The following is a 21371-nucleotide window of genomic DNA, read 5'->3' as shown; positions in this document are numbered from 1 at the left end:
GGCTAACGCCAGCATAATACGCTGATGCCCAATGCGAATTCGGAGCGCTTATGTTCATCAAAATGATTCCTGAAATTGGCCACTTTGCTTTAGTCATTGCCCTATTAATGGCAGTGGTTCAGGCGGTGATGCCGCTTGCAGGTGCAGCCACTCGCCGCCCGTTATGGATGGCTTATGGTAAACCTATGGCAACAGGGCAGTTCTTCTTCGTTGCTATTGCTTATTTATGTTTAACCGCTAGTTACATGCTGGATGATTTCAGCGTGGCGAATGTTGCCAATAATTCAAATTCGCTGTTGCCTTGGTATTACAAGTTCAGTGCCGTGTGGGGTAACCATGAGGGGTCGGTGTTGCTATGGAGCTTAATGCTGGCTGGTTGGGGGTATGCTGCGTCGATATTTTCTGGCGATTTGCCCCGCGATATGGTGGCGCGAGTTCAAGGCATCATGGGGATGGTTTGCGTTGGCTTCCTGCTGTTTATCTTAATGACCTCCAATCCCTTCGAACGGCTATTACCGAATATGCCTCAAGACGGGGCAGATCTTAATCCGCTGCTGCAGGACTTCGGTTTGGTGGTGCATCCTCCTATGCTCTATATGGGGTATGTAGGATTCTCGGTGGTATTTGCCTTTGCGATTGCCGCGCTGCTAGGTGGGCGTTTAGACGCTGCCTGGACCCGCTGGGCACGCCCCTGGACCAATGTTGCTTGGGCATTTCTTACTGTAGGCATTGCGCTAGGTAGTTGGTGGGCTTATTACGAGCTTGGCTGGGGCGGCTGGTGGTTCTGGGATCCAGTTGAAAACGCCTCATTGCTGCCCTGGTTAACGGGAACGGCGCTGGTGCACTCGTTGGCGGTCACTGAAAAACGCGGCTCGTTTAAAAGCTGGACGGTGCTGCTGGCTATTTCGACATTCTCACTGTCTCTCATGGGTACGTTCCTGGTGCGCTCTGGCGTGCTGACCTCCGTGCATGCGTTTGCTAACGACCCCTCTCGCGGCTTTTTTATCTTGATGCTGCTGGCAATTACGGTGACGTTGTCACTACTGGTGTTTGCGCTGCGTGCTCCCCGAGTGAGCCATAAAGTTGGGTTTAATTGGTTATCTCGTGATTCGTTGTTGTTAGTTAATAATATTTTGCTGGTCATTATGACGGTTACCGTGCTGTTAGGGACGGTCTATCCGCTAATCCTGGACTCGCTTGGATTAGGCAAAATCAGCGTTGGCCCTCCGTACTTTAATGCGCTTTTTGTGCCGCTGACGGTACTTATGTGCATGTTCATGGGGCTTGGTCCCATTGCACGCTGGAAAAGCATGAACGCCAATGAGCTGTGGCGTAAGCTGTGGCTGTCTGGTGCGGCAGCATTGCTACTGGGCGTTGCTATGCCTTTGTTATATGGCGGCGAATGGAATCTTTGGGTTTCTTTAGGAATTGTTTCGGCACTTTGGATAGTTCTACCTATCGTACGCGACCTATTCGATAAAACCCGCCATGCTAGCTCCTTTATGGCTGGGCTGCGTAAGCTGTCATTAGCGTATTGGGGCATGATACTTGGGCATGTGGGTATTGCAGTCACCATCGTTGGCGTGGCAGTTGTTTCAAACTACAACATCGAGCGCAATGTGCGTATGTCGCCGGGCACTACGGTTGAGGTGGCAGGCTATCAGTTCACCATGAAGGAATTGACAAGTCGCCGAGGCCCTAACTTCTTGGCTGATACCTCCATCATACAAGTTCAGCGTGGTGAGTCAGGGCGCAGTTTTGTCATGCGTCCAGAAAAGCGGCTTTACTTGGCCACCGGAATGCCAATGACCCAGGTGGCGTTGCGTCCAGGGCTATTCCGTGACCTTTATGTCGCCATGGGAGAAGACCTAGGCGACGGTAGCTACGCCATGCGTGTCCAATATAAACCATTTGTACGTTGGTTATGGTTAGGTGGGTTGTTGATGGCTTTCGGCGGCATCTTGGCGGTACTTGATAAGCGCTACCGTCGCATCGTTGCCCGTAAGGCAGCGACGACAGAGACTGCTGTAACACCAAAGGAAGCTACGGTATGAAGCGTCGGCTGTTGCTTTTACTACTGCCCATTAGCTTTTTGGGAATCGCACTCTTTCTTTACCAGGGGTTGGGGCAAGACCCGTCGCACCGTGATTCAGCGTTAATGGCTAGACCGTTTCCTGCGTTTGAGGCAACGACACTGCGCGATGAGAATCGCCAAGTCGATCAAACGCTGTTGACTGGTGACGTTACCTTGGTAAATGTATGGGGCGAATGGTGTCCTGCTTGTAAACAGGAAATGCCGCAGCTGCTGGAGCTAGCCGACCAAGGAATCCGCATGATCGGCATTAACTATCGGGATACCCGCGAAAAAGGGTTGGAATTCTTGAGCGAGTTCGGAGATCCCTTTGACGTTAATGTGTTTGATCCTGACGGCAGCCTTGGCTTTGATTTGGGGGTTTACGGCGCGCCTGAAACCTTCTTGGTTGATGCTGACGGTATCATTCGCTACCACCACAAAGGTTACGTGTCACCGGAAGATGTTCGTGAACGCATTCTGCCCGAGGTGGAAAAATGGCGCTAATACGCTTAATGCTTACCGTTGCACTGCTGGCACTGACTAGCAGTGCTATGGCTGCTGGCATAGAGATACGTGAGTTTGACGATCCTGTTATGGAGCAGCGTTACCGCGACTTAACGGCTTCAATGCGCTGTCCTTTGTGCGAGAACCAAGCCATTGATGACTCTGATGCGCCAATTTCTGGTGATATGCGTGAACGTGTCTACCAACTGCTCCAAGATGGTCAGTCAGATATCGAGATTGTTAATCACATGGTGCAGCGGTTTGGAGAATACATTCTCTATAACCCGCGTTTAGAAAACCGGACTTATCTGCTGTGGGGGTTGCCGATAGGATTAGTGCTGCTCGGCGCGATTGTCGTCGTGATGATGGTTCGCGCTCGTCGAAACGCCTCAGCAAAAGCGCTTAGCGCCGAAGAACGAGCCCGCCTGGATGCCCTGATTAACCGCGAGAGGTCTTCATGACACCGCTGTGGATTGCAATTGCCTTACTACTTCTTCCTGCTCTTTGGTTATTAGTAGCGCCCATGCGTGAAGCCCGTGCGCTGCGCGACAAGCTCAGTCACTTTGAAGCCAACGATACCGCTGATGAGCAAAACGTCGCAATTTTTAAGCGCCGTTTGGCTTCCTTAGAAGCAGCCCACGAACGTGGTGATATCGATGAAGAGCGCTTTAAAGAAGATCGTTTGGAGCTAGAGCGTAGCCTGTTAGAAGACACCGCTACCCGCACTAAGCGCCCCTTGAAAACGGCAACAGCTGGCAGATTGGTGGTTCCCCTGGTCATGGTGGCCGTCGTGGGTGCGAGCACGTTTTGGTATCAACAAAAGGGTGCGGAAGGAGACTTGACGCTTTACGCTATTCAGCAAGAGGTGCAAAACGACCCTGAAGGCTCACTGGCCATGTACCTTGAACGTATGGAAGCTGAAGCCGAGCGTCAGCCAAATAACCCTAATGTGTGGAGTTCACTGTTCCCACTTTACCGTGAAACCGGTCAGGCTGATAAAGCCGCCGATGCCTTAGAGCGATTAATTGCTATTGAAGGGCGCATTCCTCCATTGCTAGCACAACTTGCTCAGCTTCGCTTTTTTATGGCAGAACGGGAACTGACTCCGGAGGTGCAGTCGTTAGTCGATGAGACGCTAGCGCAAGATCCACGCCAGCCCACAGTGCTCGGTTTGCTTGGTATTCATGCATTTGATAGTGGCAACTACGAAACCGCGATAGACCGCTGGCGTCGCGCTGTAGCCAATATCGAAGACCCTGACACAGCCTCCTCATTGCGTGAAGGTATCCGCGTTGCTCAAGAGCGTTTAGGGATCGCGCCAGAAACGGCCGCCGTTGACGCTGCCCAAAGCCAAGGCGTGCGAGTTACTGTTTCGTTAGACGAAGCACTGGCCGATAATATAAGTGATGATGCCACCGTGTTTATTACCGCCCGGGATACGGAAGGCGAACTGCCGCCACTTGCGGTTATTCGTGGTCAAGTATCTGAACTGCCGATGACGGTTGTGTTGGATGATACTGCGGCTATGTCGCCTGACGCACAGATTTCTCAAGTGCGCGAAGTGCGTCTAATAGTGCGTGTATCATCTTCTGGCCAAGCAACGCCTCAGCCAGGTGATCTTTTCGGAGATGTAGAGAGCGTTAGCGTTGGGCCTATTAGTGAAAATGATGCAACAGCGGTTACTGTTAATCGCATTTTTGAATAAATATCACCACGCAAGCAGTCGTCATAAAGGGTCGCAATGCGCTTAACCTCTATTCGTCTTGTTGGGTTCAAGTCTTTTGTTGATCCGGTGACCGTGCCCTTCGATGGCAACATGACGGCCATCGTTGGGCCAAATGGCTGCGGCAAGTCCAATATCATCGACGCGGTGCGTTGGGTAATGGGGGAGTCTTCCGCCAAAACTCTGCGCGGTGAGTCGATGGCCGATGTTATTTTCAATGGTTCCACCGGCCGTAAGCCGATCAGCCAAGCCTCAATCGAACTCAAATTTGATAACCGTGATGGTGGCATGGGCGGTGTTTACGCCCAGTACGCAGAAATCGCGGTAAAACGCTTAGTCACTCGCGATGGCCAGTCCAATTACTTCTTTAACGGACAAAAGTGTCGTCGGCGAGATATCGCTGATCTGTTTATGGGCACCGGTTTAGGGCCACGCTCTTACGCTATTATCGGCCAGGGGATGATTTCACGGTTAATTGAAGCGCGCCCAGACGATTTGCGTGCCACCCTGGAAGAAGCTGCGGGTATTTCAAAATACAAAGAGCGCCGTAGGGAAACTGAAAATCGCATGCGCCGTACCCAGGAAAATTTGGAACGCCTGGATGATATCCGTGAAGAATTGGACAAACAGCTCGAACGCCTTAAGCGTCAGGCAGAAGCAGCGAAGCGCTACCAAGAGTTAAAACAGCAAGAGTACCGGCTAAAAGGCGAGTTGGCGTTAGTGCGTGGACGCACATTGCGCGCTGAGCAATCTCACCAAGAAAGCCGAGTGCGCGAGCTGGAAATTGCGGTTGAGAAAGACGTATTTGGCGTACGACAGTGTGAAACACGTCTAGAGCAAGCGCGCGAGCAGCACGATGAGCTCGCTGATGTTCTTGATCGCCACCAGCAGCAGTTTTTTGAAACCACTACCCGGATTGCCCGTCTGGAGCAGGATCAGGCGCACCGCCGCAGTCGTGAGGCCCAATTGGCGAGCGATTTAGCAACGGCGCGGCGCGACCTTGATGAGCAGCGCAGAATCAGTGAAGGGGATCAAGAACGACTTGTCGCTATAGAGACCCGTTTAGATGACTTACTTCCAGAGCATGAAGCCCTTGAAGAGCAGTTAGAAGGGCTTGAGCAAACGCTAGCGGATGCCACTCCCGCGCTAGAAGCTGCTGAGCAGCAATGGGCTGATGCAGAAAATCACTGGCGTGATGCCAGTCGAGAAGCAGACCGTAGCCAAGACCAGTTGCGCGATTTAGAGCAACGCATAGCGCGTATGCAGGCAGAAAATCAGCGTCGACGCCAGCAGCGCGGTGAATTAGCAGATATCACTGACCTTCGCAACGAACACGCTGAATGCCAAGCCCTGCGTGAAGAAGCCGAACAGCGCGCTAAAGCGTTTCAAACCGAGCGAGACCAATGGCAGCATCGCTATAGCGATGCCAAAGCCGCTTATCAGCAGGCCACCCATGCTCGTGATCAACAGCGTGCCGTGCTCAGCCAACATCAAGGCGAACTCGCGTCATTAAAGGCGTTAATTGATGCCGCCCTGACAGATCACGACCCTGATCTAGGCGTTGCGTTAGCGGCGCACGGCTTAGCTGATGCGCCACGGCTTGGCGAGGCGATCAGTGTGGCATCTGGCTGGGAGCGAGTAATCTCCTGGTTGCTTGCGCCATGGCTAAACGCCCGCTTAGTACCTGAGAATCAATTAACTGCACTACCTAACGCTCTTGCTACCGACTGGTGCTTAATTGATCAAACTGAGCGGCCTATTTCATCAACACAGCGCTTGAATTCACTGGTGACGGGAGCAGGTGCATTAAGCGAATGGTTAGCAAGTATTCACTTCGTAGAAATGAGCGAAGATGCTGAGGCGCTGTTAGCTAATTTAGCGCTCGGAGAGAGTGTTGTCAGCCGAGAAGGTGTATGGCGTGGGCGGGGCTGGCTGCATCAACAGGCCAATGGTGACGGCGTTGATGCATTGTTGGTTACACGCCGTCGTTTTGATGAATTAGACGCCCGCCTTACACAGGATGAAGACGCGTTAACGTTGCTGGATGAGCAGTGTGAGGCTGCCAGTGAAGCCATTGAAGCGCTAGAGCAAGCCCGCGAACAGCAGGCCGAGCAAGAGCGAGCCCACGCGGCTTCGCTTCAACAGCTGGCGGTAAAAGAGCAGCGACTAGCTCAACGCTTGGAGCATTTAGAGAGTCGTGCCACTGAGCTGGATGATGAGCTCGCCCAGCTACAAGAGGATGAGGCGGAGTTAACACTCACCTTAGAAGAACAGCGTGCCCGTTGGCATACCGCCATGGAGCAGTTGGAAGCCGCTGCCGAAGCCCGTGAAACTAGCGCCGAACATCGCAACTACCAGCGAGAGCAGCGCGACCGGCTAAATCAACAGCACGCTCCTATGAAGGTGCGGCAACAGTCGTTAGCGCTAGAGAGAGAGCGGTTAAAGGCTGAACGGGATAGCCTACGTGCCCAGCAAAATCGCAGTAGCGATAGTGAAGAACGTCTATCGCTACGTATTGCTGAGTTAGAAGAAGCACGGGAAATGCTAGTAGAACCAGACGAATTGGCTGCTGAAGAGTTAGAAGAGTTGCTACACCAGCGCGAGCAGCAGGAGCGGCGTCTTAATGATACCCGTCAGCAGGCTCAGACATTAGCTGAGCAGCTGCGCAACGACGAGCTGGCTCGCCAGCAGCATGAGCGCAACTTAGAACAGAGTCGTGAGCAGTTGCAGCAGCGTCGAATGGATGTTCAAGCGCTGGCGCTTAAAGCGGCTACCCAGGATGAGCAATTGGCAGAGCTAGGCCATGATCCTAATGTGTTGGCCGAGCACTTGCCTAGCGATGCCAGCGAAACTGCTTGGCAAGAGCGATTGGAAAACACGTCAGATAAGATTCGCCGTTTAGGCGCCATTAACCTTGCGGCGATCGAAGAGTACGACCAACAGGCGGAGCGGCGTAATTATTTGGAAGCGCAGCATGCTGAGCTTACGGAAGCATTAGAAACCTTAGAGCGGGCGATTAAGCGTATTGACCAGGAAACGCGAGTGCGCTTCCGTGAAACCTTCGAACAAGTTAATACCGGTTTGCAAACGCTTTTCCCTCGGGTATTTGGCGGGGGAGCAGCCTGGTTAACGCTAACCGGGGATGATTTGCTGGAAACCGGTGTAGCCATTATGGCAAGGCCGCCAGGCAAGAAAAATAGCACCATCCACCTGCTGTCGGGCGGTGAAAAGGCGCTAACGGCACTGTCGTTGGTTTTCGCCATTTTTCAGCTCAACCCTGCACCTTTTTGTATGTTGGATGAGGTAGACGCACCGCTAGACGATGCTAACGTTGGCCGCTACGCCAAACTTGTTAAAGAAATGTCGGAAAGCGTTCAGTTTATCTATATCACCCATAACAAAATTGCTATGGAAGCAGCCGAGCGCTTAATGGGGGTTACTATGCAGGAGCCTGGTGTGTCGAGGCTTGTGTCAGTGGGTATAGATGAGGCTGCAGCACTAGTTGATTAAGCGCAGGTCTTGAATGAAGCTTGCTTCTGCTCCTGTTTTTGAAACCTATCCTTGAAAACGGGTGTAGTAACCGCTCCTCTTACAAAATATGAACTTATATTACCTTTAGCCCATGGCTTGTTAAGAATTAAAAGCAATATGCTATAGTCTATTGGTTATTAAATGCTTTTATGATGTTCCACGCTTTTTAGAAATCGATCTTTAGAAATCGTGTTTTAGGAAGCATCATGAAGAGAGTTGTCAGCAGAAATGTTTCGTTTTATTGCGGAAAGTTAAAAAAATAGCCTGCTCTGTATCTGTCGCCTTCATACGCGTAGGTTAAGGGAGGCGTATGCATCGAAAGCACGTGTTAAAAAGTGCACGCAATAAGAAGAATAGCCCTCAGCGAAACGTAAATGAAAAAGTGCACGCAATAAGAAGAATAGCCCTCAGCGAAACGTAAATGATGGCATGATAATGCAGATATCGGGACAAATTAGCGTTAAAATGGCACTTTTTACAGGTAATCCAGTCCAAAATTACGCTTGAAGCCAACCAAACGGCATGAATGCGTGAAAATCCACAAAAAGTGGCCCCTTTTGTAGCAACCGCGCTATGCTTGATAGTAGTTAGCTAACATTGGACATGTTACGCCGTCAGGCATCGCACTTTTGCAACCGGTATATTGACCCATGGAATGCTCGACATGGAACTAAGAGAGTGGTTAATCATTCTAGGACTGGCACTGGTATCGCTAATTGTGGTTGATGGTGTGCGCAGGCTCCAGCGCCAACGTCGTGTGCCCCGTCTGGATCAAGCAGTCAACGATTTACCAGCAGCTAAGATCGAAGAATTTAATGATGAGATCAAAGAAGCTGAAATAAACTGGGAGCTGCCCAACGGCGGAGCCCGAGTTATTAAGCCTGCTGATTATAGTAATCTTGGTCAAAAACCCAAGCTAGAGCGCCAGGAGCATCCAGGGCCATCCAGGGTGCTGTCTGATTTCCGCCGTTCTTTTTCAAATTCTGCCAGCTCAGCTAAGTCAAAAGCTAATGCACATTTCTCTTGGTCTCGTAAAAACGAGCCGCGCAAAAATGAGCCTCTCAAACACGAGCAGCCGTCTACTGTCGGGCACTCCACGTCGGCGAAACATTCATCTGTTCAGTTAGATAACGCTTCGGTCGAGCACACGCTGGGCTTGTCTGCTGTTGCTGAACCTGAACGCCGGGAGCCGAGCGTATTTATGGCCGACGAAACCCCTAATGTTAATGCCGAGCCTCAGAAAGCACACACATCAGCTTTCACGGACGCTTCTAATTCTGATAGCTCTGGCTCGGGTATCTCTAGCGCCGATAATGTCTCTAGCGCTGATAATAGTGAAACGCAGCCAACATCTGAACGGGCCGAGAATTCGCCGCTGGATGCCGGTGACCAAGTGGCTAATGCTGAGAAAAAACAGGCAGCATCCCCACAAGAAACAGTAACTACTGATCCTCAAATGTCTGAAGAGACGGTGTCAGAGGAAGTAAACAACTCCTCGATGAGTTCGATGAGTGCTGAAGAAACAGCAGTAAAAACCGCGCCAACGGCGGAGCTAAGCGAAGAGCAAGCAGAGCCAACGCTAAGAGTCGAACCGGAAGATGCAGCACATCATGCGTCTGGCGTGCCTAAGCGACGCCAGCTCCGTTCAGACACTGCCGGTGAAGAGAGAGAGTTAGACGATGATGAGGTTGATGAATACCGCTTAGTCGACTTCGAAGGCATTGGACGCTCCTTTAAACGTCGCTTAATTGAGCGCCGTAAAGAAAAAGCGCGTAAGAAAGCCGAAAAAGCTAAACGTGCGGAAGCTCTCGCTAAGCAAAAAGCTGAACGCAAAGCGCTTGAAGCTGAACGTAAGGCGCTTGAAGCGCAACAGCGTCGTGAAGCCAAAGAAGCGGCAGACGCCGAAAAAGCCCGTATTGCCCAAGAGCAAGCAGAAGCGCGAGAGGCGGCTGCGATCGCTGCCGCTGCGGAACGTGAAGCGGCACAACATAGTGAACCGACAGTCTCTACTCGCGACGTTTACGACGATAGTTACGATGATAGTTACCACGATGGTGATAACTATGAAGTTGGCTACGACGATGACGCACCTGAAATAGGGTATCGGGATAATGTTGTTCGTACGCATCCCACATTAGAAAAAGCGTTACGTCACGATGTTAATAGCGAGCGAGCCCGAGATACGCTAACTGACGCTGCTGAAATGGTCGTAATTAGTGTGCTTTCGCGGGAACCTGAAGGGTTTGATGGCGGAAAGCTGCTTGAGCTAATCATGGCCTGTGGCCTTCGTTATAGCCGTGAAATGGGGGTTTTCCATCGTTTTGAAACTGAAAGTTTCGACAGCGAACTACAGTTTTCAATGGTGAATGTCCTTAAACCAGGTACGTTCCCGATTGAAGAAATGGATGAGTTTGTAACCCCTGGTATTACGTTCCTGATGCCACTGCCGGGTGCTGAAGATAGCTCAGCAGCGTTTGAAGCCATGGTTGAAACGGCGATGGTGGTCGTACGCCATATGGGTGGCGAGCTTAAAGATGAGAACCGTAGCGTAATGACGGCACAAACCATTGAATTCGCAAGACAGCGTGTTCATGAGTTTGAGCGTCGTCATCGTCTGCATCGTCAACTTCAAGCGCGTTAAGCAGCACATTACGTTAACACCCGCCTTCCCTAAGAAGGCGGGTGTTTTTGTTACTAAACACCTGTTTTTGTATGCCGGAACAATTGAATGAGTCAGCCTGAAACCATACTGCTAGAAGAGATTAGTCAGCTGCGCGCTGACCTGGATGATGCAAACTACCGCTACTACGTGTTGGACGAGCCAAAGCTGACCGATGCAGACTATGACCGCAAGCTGCAGCGGTTGAAGCAGCTGGAATCTGAATACCCTGAGGTAGTGTCACCTGATTCCCCTACTCAGCGGGTAGGGGCCGCGCCAGCAGAAGGGTTTCCTGAAGTTGCTCATGCGATTCCGATGCTGTCGTTAGATAACGCTTTTAGCCGTGACGACATTACGGCGTTTGCCGAGCGTGTTGCTGAACGCTTGGAGTGTGAGGCTGGGGAGATTGAATTTAGCTGTGAGCCGAAGCTCGACGGTGCTGCAGTCTCGCTAGTGTACGAGCAGGGCGTACTGGTTAGTGGCGCGACCCGTGGCGATGGCCGTACGGGGGAAGGTATTACATCGAATTTGCGAACCTTACGGTCTGTTCCGTTAAAGCTAATGGGTGACAGCATTCCAGCGCTGTTAGAAGTACGTGGCGAAGTCATTATGCGCCACGCGGGTTTTGAAGCGCTCAATGATCGAGCCAGGGAAGAAGGCAGCAAAGTATTCGCTAACCCGCGTAATGCGGCGGCTGGCAGCCTACGTCAGCTTGATCCGCGAATTACCGCAACTCGCCCATTAGAGTTTCATGCTTATCAAGTTGCCCGCATCGATATGATGCATTTGGGTGACGGCGCGCTTAGCAATGACGCAATGACAACCCATAGCCAGCAAATGGAAAAGCTCAAAGCGTGGGGCTTTCGCGCAAGCGCCGAACTTCGGACTGTCAATGGCCCTGAGTTGGTAGCCGATTACTGCGAGCGGCTGGGTGAAAAGCGCGACCAGTTGGGTTACGACATTGATGGCGTCGTGATTAAAGTAAACGACCTACGCCAGCAGCGAGAACTTGGCTTTGTCGCGCGCGCGCCACGCTGGGCGGTAGCGTTTAAGTTTCCTGCCCAGGAAGAAGTCACAACGCTAAACGATGTGGAATTTCAGGTAGGCCGTACCGGTGCAATTACCCCGGTTGCTAGGCTAGCGCCGGTCACTGTTGCCGGTGTGACGGTATCGAACGCTACGCTGCATAATGCCGATGAGATCACTCGCTTAGGTGTGATGATTGGCGATACGGTGGCCATCCGGCGTGCAGGTGACGTGATTCCGCAGGTGGTGCGGGTAGATATCGAAAAGCGTCCGGCCGAGGCGCGAGAAATTATTTTTCCCGACCACTGTCCGGTGTGCGGTTCAGATATTGAACGGCTGGCAGGTGAGGCGGTCGCTCGCTGCTCGGGTGGGCTTTATTGTGCCGCACAGCGCAAAGAGGCCCTGAAGCATTTCGCCAGTCGTAAAGCGTTAGATGTGGATGGATTGGGTGAAAAGCTGATTGAACAGCTGGTGGACCTGGACTGGGTGAAAACACCGGCGGACTTATTTCACCTATCCGCTGAGCAGCTTCAGGAGTTGCCACGCATGGGTGAAAAGTCCTCGGCCAACTTAGTAAATGCCTTGGATAAGGCCAAGCACACCACGCTGGCACGCTTCATTTACGCCTTGGGTATTCGGGAAGTAGGCGAAGCCACAGCGGCAAACTTAGCCAGCCACTTTGGTACTCTGCAGACCCTGCAAGAAGCTGATCAAACAGCGCTGGAAGCGGTTAATGATGTTGGCCCGATTGTCGCCGCTCATGTTCACACCTTTTTTCGTCAGCCCCATAACCTAGAAACGCTGAAAGCCTTACTTGATGCAGGTATCACTTGGCAGGAGAGTGAAGTAACGCAAGGCCCAACGCCCTTAGCAGGTCAAACCTGGGTGCTCACTGGTACGATGGACAGTATGACCCGCGATGAAGGAAAAGCGCGGTTACAAGCACTAGGCGCTAAAGTGGCAGGCAGTGTTTCCAAGAAAACCACCTGTCTTGTGGCAGGCGAGGCCGCAGGCAGTAAGTTAACCAAAGCAGAGCAACTGGGCGTTGAAGTGATCGATGAAGCCACCTTTATCGAGCGTCTAGCTGCCTGGGAGCAGAGTGAATGAGCCGTTTTATATGAGCCGTTTTATAGAAGTGCCCGCGCGACTACTACCGCCGGAAACGCTGGATGCGTTGCTTGAAGCATTTGTGACTCGTCAGGGGTATGACACCACTGATACTGGCGCAGGTATGAATGGCTGGGTAGCCGAGCTTAAACAGCAGCTTGAGCGTCACGAGTTGATTATTGCTCACGACCTAGAATTGGAAATGACCGAAGTGATGACCCTCGCCCAGTGGCGCTCCTTTGGGCGAGATCTTGCCGACGATGAGGAAGAGGGCGATTACTGAGCGCGTATTAGTGCACTGATAATTCGTCTTCCTGGATGTAAATGGTCCACTAACGTTAGCTCTAGCGGCATAGGGTCATCACATAGTCGTGAGGCAATGACTTCGGCGCAGAGCGGAGCACTGGAAAGTCCCCGAGAGCCGTGAGCGGTCGATATCCACAGCCCTGAATGGTGCTCACCTTGGGTATCAGGCACGTTAGAAGCATCTTTTTGCAGCGCCACGTAATCCTGTTGCCATGCGTCGGCATGGGGTACTGGCCCGGCGTAGGGGCTTTTGTCAGGGCTGGCTGCCCTTACTGCAGCACGACCTGCTAGCGTGTCAGGGCTCAGCGCCACGCCCGCAGTCTCAAGTGTTGCGACCCATTCAGGCAGTGTTTGGCGTAATTCATCAATATTGCGCTGATGATCTGCTGTTGTAACGTCGCTTGTGGCGTTATTAGGCATAAAGCTGGCCCCAAACGTCAGCACGCCTTCCACTGGCGGCGACACATAGCCGCCCGCGCATACCACACGTTGCGGGCCTTGAACTCCCTCAGGAAGCTTCATTTCGCTTACCTGGCCGCGAACTTGTTGTAACGGAAGCGCTGCCGTTTGTTCAAAGCGGTTAGCTAACGACGCATTGGCCACCACAACGTGATCAGCGGTCAGCGTTTCACCGCTGGCCAATTCAACCTGCCATGCGCTGTCGTGGGGCTGTAGATTGGCTACTTCCTCGTGGTGCAAGGTGATATTCGCATGCTGTAGCAGGTGTTTGCAGAGTAGTTTGGGGCGCACCCAGCCTGCCTGGGGATAAAACAGTCCATGACCCGCAGTGATGGGAAGACCCACCAGCTCACTAAGTGTCTCGCTTTGCGCAGATACCACCGCTTCTGGCAGTGGGTGGCGTGCCATAAAGCGCTGCTGGCGAGTAGCCTCCTTGTCACTTAACGCCAGTTGTACCACGCCACACGGCTGCCACAGCGGCGTTTCCTGTGGTGAGGTGAACGCCTGCTGGCTAAGCCAGCGCTGGCTGTAGAGAAGCCCTGATAAATAGAACCGACTCTGGTGATTCGTTTCCGCTGCTAGCTTTACATACAGCGCTCCCTGGCGATTACCGGAGCCACCTGCGCCAGGAGCATCGCGTTCAATGACCGTTACCTTAATCCCGCGCTTGGCCAACGCCGCTGCTACGCTGCAACCGGCCATGCCCGCCCCAATAACGACCACATGGTTAGCAGGCTTGACCGTAGGTGGCATAAACCAAGGCGTTGATTGGCGGCGAGTGTCTTTAGGCGGTGTGTCGATATAGCCTGCTAACATTTCCCGCTTCCGCCCAAATCCAGGCACCTTTTGCCAGCTAAACCCCGCTGCTTTTAATCCTCGTTTAACGACACCTGCGCAGGTAAATGTGGCAAAGGTGGCCCCAGGGCGAGAGCGCGCGGCCATAGCGTCGAATAGTTCAGGCTGCCACATTGCTGGGTTTTTAGCAGGCGCGAAGCCATCTAAAAACCAGGCGTCGACTTGGCCGTCTAGCAGGTTCAACCGTTCGGTTGTATCGCCAAAGTGCAGGTCGAGGGTTACTCGGTCGCTGAGATGAAGACGATGAATACCGCTGACTGGTTCTGGCCACTGGGCGCACAGCACCTGTGCGTAGTGCGCCAAAGAAGGCCAGGCGCTTAACGCGCGCTCAAGAGACGTCCGATCAAGAGGGAATTTCTCGGTGGATAACAAATGCAGACGCGCAGTACTCTGTGCGTGCTGTTCAAAACAGTCCCATGCGCACAGCATATTAAGCCCGGTGCCAAAGCCTGTTTCGCCAATCACAAACGCGCGGTGGTGTTGCCAATTCGCAAAGCGCTCGGGGAGGTGATTCGCCCCCAGGAAAACGTGCTCGGTTTCAGCCCGGCCATCTTCCCTAGAAAAATACACATCGTCGAAAGCGTCTGAATGGGGCGACGTCTCGTCCCAAGTGAGTGAAGGGGCGCTTAATGCCAAGAGCGGAGGCAGGTCAGTGGAGCGTTGGGTCACGCGGATATCCCATGGTGTGAAAATGAGTGATATAAATTGGTTAAAAAATGATCAACTTGTTGATGCGGGCATTATCTCTGGCCTAGAGAAAAGCGTCCGCCGAGTTTTCACAGAGTTTTCCACAGGCTCTGTGAAAAAGAAGGCGGACTCTTCACACTCGCCTCAATCGGTCAAGGCATAACTTTTTTAAACGGCTTAACAATTACCTTGGCATAGACCCCTGCAATGATGTATGGATCCGCGTCTGCCCATGCTTGCGCGGCATCAAGGCTTTCAAATTCGGCAACGACCAAGCTGCCGCTAAAGCCCGCATCGCCTGGGTTATCGGTATCTATAGCCGGGTGAGGCCCTGCCAGAACCAAGCGGCCTTCATCACGCAGCTTTTCCAGACGAGCAAGGTGATCCGGGCGTGCCGCCAATCGGCGCTCCAAGCTGTTGGATACATCTTCACTGATAATAGCGTAAAGCATGGGGATAACTCCTTGAGTGCTGGGGCGGTTGTCCAGTGTCGAATTGACCGCGCTCTTGTAAGCGCGCACCATGGCGAGCGCCTGTAGACCGTGAAAGGGAAACAGGATGCCTGTTTGTTCACACCATTTTTATTCACACCTTCCTATTCTGACAAACTCGCCACATGGCGTCATGCTTATGCCCTTACTTCCTGCGAACTATCTTCCTGCAAACGCTCTGCCTCCGGTGTTTGATGTCGACCAGCGATACTCGGTGGATTTACACATGCACTCTAACGCGTCAGACGGCGCGCTAACCCCTACTGAGCTAGTAAAGCTATGTGCTGAGCGTGGCCTTACCCACATGTCGCTGACTGATCATGACACTATGGACGGTGTTGACGAGGCAAGCGCTGCGGCACAGCAGGCAGGCTTATGCTTGATACCTGGCTGCGAGTTATCTACGCGTTGGCAAGGGATCAATATTCACGTTGTGGCGCTTATGCCCGGCGGCTTGCAAGGGCCTCTGGTAGAGGGGCTTAAGCAGCAGCGCGAAGCACGTATCCAACGCGCTGAGGTGATCGCTGAGCGATTAGAAAAAATGGGCTTACCAAACGCGCTAGAAAAGGCACGCGCCCAGGCAGGCAGCGACCGCCCCTTAGGCAGACCCGATTTTGCCCGCGCGCTGGTCGCCGAAGGTGTGGTTGCTGACTGGGCTGGCGCGTTTAAGCGCTATTTAGGCAGTGGTAAAAAAGGCGACGTAAAAGCCCACTGGCCAGAAATCAGTGAAGCAGTGGCTTGGGTGGTTGCCTCTGGCGGCGTGGCGGTGCTGGCGCACCCGTTGCGCTATGGGCTTACCCGGCGCAAGCGAGGTTTGCTGATGGATGCCTTTCAAGCTGCAGGCGGGCAAAGCGCTGAGCTGGTGAGCGGACAGCAAAACCCTGATAGCACCCGTGATCTGGCTCGGCAATTGGTCGAACGCAACTTATACGCCTCTATGGGCAGCGATTTTCATTTTCCTGGCAGCCATGCCGCCCCCGGCAGTATGAGTGTCATACCACGCACTGCTGCGCCGCCAATTTGGCAGCATTCGCGCTTAATTCATTTACGCGATGCACCCAGTGGCATGTTAAGCCCTGGGTCTTAAAGCGCATATCGGCTAACCTTGAAACTAAATGGACAACGATGTGCCCACGGGCAGGAGCAAGTGATGAGTCAATATTTTCAGATTCACCCCGAAAACCCACAGAAACGCTTGATTGATCAAGCCATCGATATCATCCGCAAAGGTGGAGTGGTCGCGTACCCAACGGATTCAGGCTATGCGCTGGGCTGTCACTTGGGTGAAAAAAAGGCCATTGAAAAGATCAAGTGGCTGCGCTCGTTAGACGATAAACACAACTTCACACTGATGTGTTCGGATCTTTCCGAGATTGGCACTTACGCTAAAGTGGATAACGCCGTGTTTAGGTTGCTCAAGGCTCACACCCCAGGGCCTTATACCTTTATTTTAGATGCCACCACCGAAGTGCCGCGGCTGTTACTGCACCCGAAGCGCCGTTCTATTGGCGTACGCGTGCCCGACCACCGCATTACCCATGCGTTGCTTGCTGCGCTGGGTGAGCCACTGATGAGCGTGACGTTGATTCCAGTAGGCGATACCTTGCCAATGAGCGACCCTGAAGAGATCCGCGACCGCTTTGGGGCACATCTTGATGCCATTATCGATGGCGGAGCCTGTCACCTTGATCCCACCAGTGTAATTGATCTACGCGAACTGCCACCCAAAATCATACGGGAAGGGCGTGGCGATATTTCGCCGTTTGAGTCTTAACGCTGTTTAGAACCCCGGTCATGAAAGTGGCTTCAACATGCATAAAGAAATCGCTTTAGCCAGTTAATAGACGTTTTCTAGCTAAAGCGATGTTTGCTTCGTGTAAGTGCTTTGTTGTTTGTAAGCGCTTTGCAGCTTGTAAGTGCTTTACTGTTTTAGGCTTTCGTCGTCTTCCCCCGTTTTCGCTGATTTCTTGCGTGGGTCTTCTGTTTCTTCATCCAGCCATGTGCCACAGCGTAGACAATAGCGGGCGCGTTTTTCATGGTGGTCGTGGCCACAGCCGGGGCAAGCTTCTTCTGAGTAGCGGTCTTCGCGGATAGAGCGGATAACCTGGGCGGAAAATACTCCGGTCGGCACTGCGATAATCGAGTACCCGAGCAGCATCAAGATCACCGTGATGGTCTTGCCGACTGAGGTGGCAGGCACAATGTCGCCATAGCCTACCGTGGTCATGCTGACGATTGCCCAGTACATTGACATCGGTATGCTGGTAAAGCCTGCTTCCGGCGACTCGATGGTGTACATCAGCGCCGCAAATAGCATCACCACCATCATGATACTGCTAAAAAACAACAAAATTTGGCGTAGGCTGCGTTTGAGTGCACTGATGAGCAGATGTGCTTCCCCAACAAACTCCATTAAACGCAGAATACGAAAGATGCGTAAGACACGCAGAATACGAACAATGACGAGCCCGTGAGCGCCGGGTACAAGCAGTACGAGCCAAGTAGGCAAAATGGCTAGCAGGTCAACAATGCCGTAAAAGCTTTTCAAGTATAAGAAAGGGCGCTCTAGGCAGTAAATCCTCACCGCTAGTTCAATCGTAAATAGCAGCGTAAATACCCACTCTACATAGAGAAAAATGTGTCCGTAACGCTCGGAATAACTGTCTACGCTGTCTAGCAAAATGACAGCTACGCTCATTAAGATGGCGATAATTAGCGCAATATCAAAGGCTTTGGCCCCCGGCGTATCGGACTCAAAAATAATATGAAAAAGTCGCGTGCGAAGTCCTTCTGCACCGGGAGTTAATTGAAAACTCATCGCGTCATCCTGAAGTGGGCTAAATGTTTCTAGCGTAGCGTGGTTTGATAGGCGAAGCGATGCGCCAACGTTAACGCAGCAACGCCGTAAGCGGGCGTTGGTTGCCCATTGTCATTCAGTGCCGTGGTCAGGGTATGAGCATCGCTGCGGGCGTTTTCATTCAGCTGTGGGTGGGCGGCCAGCGTGGCTAGCGCCTGTTGTGTGATGGTTAGATGCTGTGCAAGCCCACTGTCGTGATAGGCATCCAGCGCCATCGTGGCCCTGTGCAGCCACTGAGCCGGTGTGTCAGCCTCAGGTAGTAACCACTGCTGCGCGCCTAACGCATTTCCACGCGCCGCTTTGCTGGTATCCGAAGGACGCAGCGGCACACTTTCTGCAAGCACCAAGGCCAGCGACCAAAGCGCCTCTGGATCCCCCGCTTTTAATTCCAGCTCAACCTCACAAATAGTGGCTTGAGCGCCACCGCTGACAATCTCCCCTTCGTCTAGCACTAGCTCGATGTGGCTGTCTAGCCAGTCGATTTGCCAGCTGCGCCGAGTAAAGTCGGTGCGCAGCGCAGGGCGTAGCGCTGATATCGCTGTGCTTAATGAACCTTCAAAAGGCGGCAGGGCAGCCAAACCACGTTGGTCAAGCTGCGCACCAGGGACTTGCCACTCCCACTCTTGTCGGGTGGAAAGGCCACCGCCACCTTTACCAGCGGTTTTTACCGTTTGTAGCACGCGATCATCTATTTGGCGTAGGCGCACAGCAATTCGTGCTTTTGCCATATCCCCTGCTGGTGTATCGAAATAGGTGTTCGCAAGGTGCTGCTGTTGGGGTGATGTGGCTAGCACGTAGTGACTCAGCAACGCGTTCCGCTGGGCGGGGGCAAGGGCAAGTTTAAGCTCGATTTCTGTTGGTTCAGAAATAGGCGATGAAAAAGCAGTTGAATTTTTCATGACATTAGCCACCTTTTTATCGTGACGTTTCAGTTAAATTTTGATGACATTATGAACTTTTCATGACGGCGGCTGGCGCACTCTTTATACTGGCGCCCGCCATTTCCAGGCTCCCCGAAAACAGGCTAAAGGCTATATGGTTACCCCCAATCCTTTTTCTGCGATGTTTGGCCGCTCGCCATTCCAGCCATTGCTGGCCCACATCGTCAAGGCCAATGAATGTGCCGACCAATTGTTGCCGTTTTTTGAAGCATCGCTTGCTGGCGACTGGGACACTGCATCTGAACTGCGTGAAAACGTCACTCGCTTAGAGCATGACGCCGACACGCTAAAAACAGAGCTACGGCTTAATCTGCCTAACACGATGTTCCTTCCCGTCTCGCGTTCTGATTTGCTCGACCTTATCAGTGTGCAAGACAAGATCGCCAATAAGGTGCGCGACATTACTGGCATTATGCTTGGCCGTAAAATGCGCGTGCCCGATGAGCTGGCTGACCCCATGCGCGATTATATGCGAACCAGCGTAGCTTGCGTGGCTCAGGCGCGTCAGGCGTTAGAAGAGCTGAAAGACCTACTTGAGTCCGGTTTTGGGCGCAATGTGTCTGATGTCATGCAAAAGATGATCCGCGAGCTGCACACCCTTGAACACCAAGCTGACGATCAACAGATCACCATTCGGCGACAGTTGTTTGCGCTTGAGAATCAGCTTCCACCGGTCGACGTGATCTTTCTTTACAAGATTATCGATTGGGTTGGTGAGCTATCCGATCGCGCCGAACGCGTGGGCAGCCGCCTACAGATTTTGACCGCCCGCTAAGGAAATTCCATGCAGATTATTGTCCAGAACAGTGAAATCTTCATTATCCTGGCCTGTGTGTTTGGCTTTTTTATGGCTTGGGGCGTTGGTGCTAACGATGTAGCCAATGCGATGGGGACTTCGGTAGGGTCGAAGGCTATCACCATCAAACAAGCCATTATTATTGCGGTTGTCTTTGAGTTTTTAGGTGCTTGGTTAGCGGGTGGCGAAGTGACCGCAACCATTCGAGGCGGGATGCTTGACCCCGTATTGTTAGCAGATAACCCTCAGCTATTGGTTTACGGCATGCTTTCCGCGCTGCTGGCAGCTGCTATCTGGCTAATGATTGCATCGGCGCGTGGCTGGCCAGTGTCTACTACCCACTCTATCGTAGGCGCTATTGTTGGTTTTGGCGCGGTAGGCCTTGGTGTAGAAGCGGTTGCCTGGGGCAAGGTAGGTCAAATTGCATCTAGCTGGCTTATTTCACCGCTGCTTGCAGGTACGATCGGCTTTGTACTGTTTAAGTCGGTGCATCATCTTATTTTTGAAAATAAAGACCCCTTCAGCGCTGCAAAGCGTTATGTACCAGGGTATATCTTTTTGGTCGGCTTTATCGTTGCGATGGTCACCCTGACTAAGGGCTTAAAGCACATTGGTTTGGACCTAAGCTTTGGTCAAAGCCTGCTGCTTTCTGTTGTCATTGGTATCATCATTATGGCGCTCGGTGTGATGATGGAACGCCGTGTTAAATACGTACAGAACACCAGCGATCACTTTGGCTACGCCAACGTTGAACGGGTGTTCGGCGTACTAATGATCTTTACGGCCTGTGCGATGGCGTTCGCCCATGGTTCTAACGATGTTGCCAACGCTGTAGGCCCACTGGCAGCAGTCATTAGCGTTGTGCGTAGTGAAGGCGTTATTGATAGCGCGGCGCTTGTGCCTTGGTGGGTGCTGGTGCTGGGTGGCGGCGGCATTGTGGTCGGCCTTGTTACTTACGGCCATAAAGTGATTGCCACCGTAGGTACTGGCATTACTGAGCTTACGCCAAGCCGTGGCTTTGCCGCTACACTGGCTGCCGCGACTACGGTAGTACTGGCATCGGGTACTGGCTTGCCGATTTCAACCACCCATACGCTGGTAGGGGCGATCTTGGGTGTGGGGCTAGCACGCGGTATGGCGGCACTTAATCTGCGTGTTATCGGTACGATTGCGATGTCATGGTTGATCACTTTGCCTGCAGGCGCTGGCTTGGCTATCCTGTTCTTCTTTATGTTTAAAGGCATGTTTGGTTAATGCGGAAGTAAATCCGCCATAGTACGCCCTTGCTCGATGCTAGTTTAGGTCGATAACGCAGCGGCACCTTCACGCAAATTAGCCTGTTTCCGGGTTGATTT

16 protein-coding genes are annotated in these 21371 nt (G+C 52.5%); 12 read left to right on the top strand and 4 right to left on the bottom strand.

The genetic code is table 11. The features are described from left to right. The first annotated feature begins 50 nt into the window (after positions 1-50). The 8 genes from M0220_RS04040 (at position 51) to M0220_RS04005 (ending at position 12907) form a co-directional block, all read left to right on the top strand. The gene (locus tag M0220_RS04040) at positions 51-2054 is read left to right on the top strand and encodes a heme lyase CcmF/NrfE family subunit (protein WP_030069699.1); all 2004 of its coding nucleotides are present in this window, start codon (positions 51-53) and stop codon (positions 2052-2054) included. Next, positions 2051-2578, top strand: a complete 528-nt coding sequence (locus M0220_RS04035; protein WP_030069701.1) for a DsbE family thiol:disulfide interchange protein — start codon at positions 2051-2053, stop codon at positions 2576-2578. The genes M0220_RS04040 and M0220_RS04035 overlap by 4 nt, the downstream gene beginning before the upstream one ends. Continuing rightward, complete coding sequence (locus tag M0220_RS04030; RefSeq protein WP_030069703.1) at positions 2569-3039, top strand: cytochrome c-type biogenesis protein; 471 nt, start codon at positions 2569-2571, stop codon at positions 3037-3039. The genes M0220_RS04035 and M0220_RS04030 overlap by 10 nt, the downstream gene beginning before the upstream one ends. Then, positions 3036-4283 carry a c-type cytochrome biogenesis protein CcmI gene (ccmI, locus tag M0220_RS04025; RefSeq protein ID WP_030069705.1) on the top strand — a complete coding sequence of 416 codons (1248 nt, stop codon included), beginning with the start codon at positions 3036-3038 and terminating at the stop codon, positions 4281-4283. Before M0220_RS04030 ends, ccmI begins: the two co-directional genes overlap by 4 nt. A 36-nt stretch (positions 4284-4319) precedes the next feature. After that, positions 4320-7811: a chromosome segregation protein SMC gene (gene smc, locus M0220_RS04020; RefSeq protein ID WP_264018759.1), complete on the top strand. Its 3492-nt coding sequence runs from the start codon at positions 4320-4322 to the stop codon at positions 7809-7811. Positions 7812-8496: 685 nt separating this feature from the next. After that, positions 8497-10473 (top strand): cell division protein ZipA, encoded by a 1977-nt coding sequence (locus M0220_RS04015; protein WP_264018758.1) that lies wholly within the window; start codon positions 8497-8499, stop codon positions 10471-10473. A gap of 87 nt (positions 10474-10560) precedes the next feature. Next, the gene (gene ligA, locus M0220_RS04010) at positions 10561-12624 is read left to right on the top strand and encodes an NAD-dependent DNA ligase LigA (RefSeq protein ID WP_264018757.1); all 2064 of its coding nucleotides are present in this window, start codon (positions 10561-10563) and stop codon (positions 12622-12624) included. A 10-nt stretch (positions 12625-12634) separates the two neighbouring features. Further along, positions 12635-12907 (top strand): YheU family protein, encoded by a 273-nt coding sequence (locus M0220_RS04005; protein ID WP_030069715.1) that lies wholly within the window; start codon positions 12635-12637, stop codon positions 12905-12907. On the opposite strand, the gene mnmC is transcribed toward M0220_RS04005, so the two are convergent. Both mnmC and M0220_RS03995 read right to left on the bottom strand, forming a co-directional pair. Then, positions 12901-14913, bottom strand: a complete 2013-nt coding sequence (mnmC, locus tag M0220_RS04000) for a bifunctional tRNA (5-methylaminomethyl-2-thiouridine)(34)-methyltransferase MnmD/FAD-dependent 5-carboxymethylaminomethyl-2-thiouridine(34) oxidoreductase MnmC (RefSeq protein ID WP_264018756.1) — start codon at positions 14911-14913, stop codon at positions 12901-12903. The two genes, M0220_RS04005 and mnmC, sit on opposite strands and share 7 nt — an antisense overlap. Before the next feature lie 170 nt (positions 14914-15083). Then, a complete protein-coding gene (locus tag M0220_RS03995) occupies positions 15084-15383 on the bottom strand; it encodes a YciI family protein (RefSeq protein ID WP_030069719.1) in 300 nt (99 codons plus the stop codon). 178 nt (positions 15384-15561) lie between these two features. Here M0220_RS03995 and M0220_RS03990 point away from each other — a divergent pair, with 178 nt between their 5' ends. Next, a complete protein-coding gene (locus M0220_RS03990; RefSeq protein WP_264018755.1) occupies positions 15562-16509 on the top strand; it encodes a PHP domain-containing protein in 948 nt (315 codons plus the stop codon). A 63-nt stretch (positions 16510-16572) separates the two neighbouring features. Beyond that, positions 16573-17196, top strand: coding sequence for an L-threonylcarbamoyladenylate synthase (locus M0220_RS03985; RefSeq protein ID WP_030069723.1), 624 nt, complete (start codon positions 16573-16575; stop codon positions 17194-17196). A 147-nt stretch (positions 17197-17343) separates the two neighbouring features. Here M0220_RS03985 and M0220_RS03980 read toward each other — a convergent pair whose 3' ends face one another. Both M0220_RS03980 and M0220_RS03975 read right to left on the bottom strand, forming a co-directional pair. Then, positions 17344-18240: an ion transporter gene (locus tag M0220_RS03980; RefSeq protein ID WP_030069725.1), complete on the bottom strand. Its 897-nt coding sequence runs from the start codon at positions 18238-18240 to the stop codon at positions 17344-17346. 29 nt (positions 18241-18269) lie between these two features. Continuing rightward, entirely contained in the window at positions 18270-19178 is a 909-nt protein-coding gene (locus tag M0220_RS03975) for a CYTH domain-containing protein (protein WP_264018754.1), read from the bottom strand. A 136-nt stretch (positions 19179-19314) separates the two neighbouring features. On the opposite strand from M0220_RS03975, the gene M0220_RS03970 reads away from it, so the two are divergent. Next, positions 19315-19995, top strand: coding sequence for a TIGR00153 family protein (locus M0220_RS03970; protein ID WP_030069729.1), 681 nt, complete (start codon positions 19315-19317; stop codon positions 19993-19995). 9 nt (positions 19996-20004) lie between these two features. Beyond that, complete coding sequence (locus tag M0220_RS03965) at positions 20005-21270, top strand: inorganic phosphate transporter (protein ID WP_264018753.1); 1266 nt, start codon at positions 20005-20007, stop codon at positions 21268-21270. The last annotated feature ends 101 nt before the right edge of the window (positions 21271-21371 follow it).

The sequence above is a fragment of the Halomonas qinghailakensis genome, from assembly GCF_025820815.1.
GTDB lineage: Bacteria > Pseudomonadota > Gammaproteobacteria > Pseudomonadales > Halomonadaceae > Vreelandella > Vreelandella qaidamensis.
Note: the sequence above shows the minus strand (reverse complement) of the source record. Positions and strands in the feature narration are given on the sequence as shown.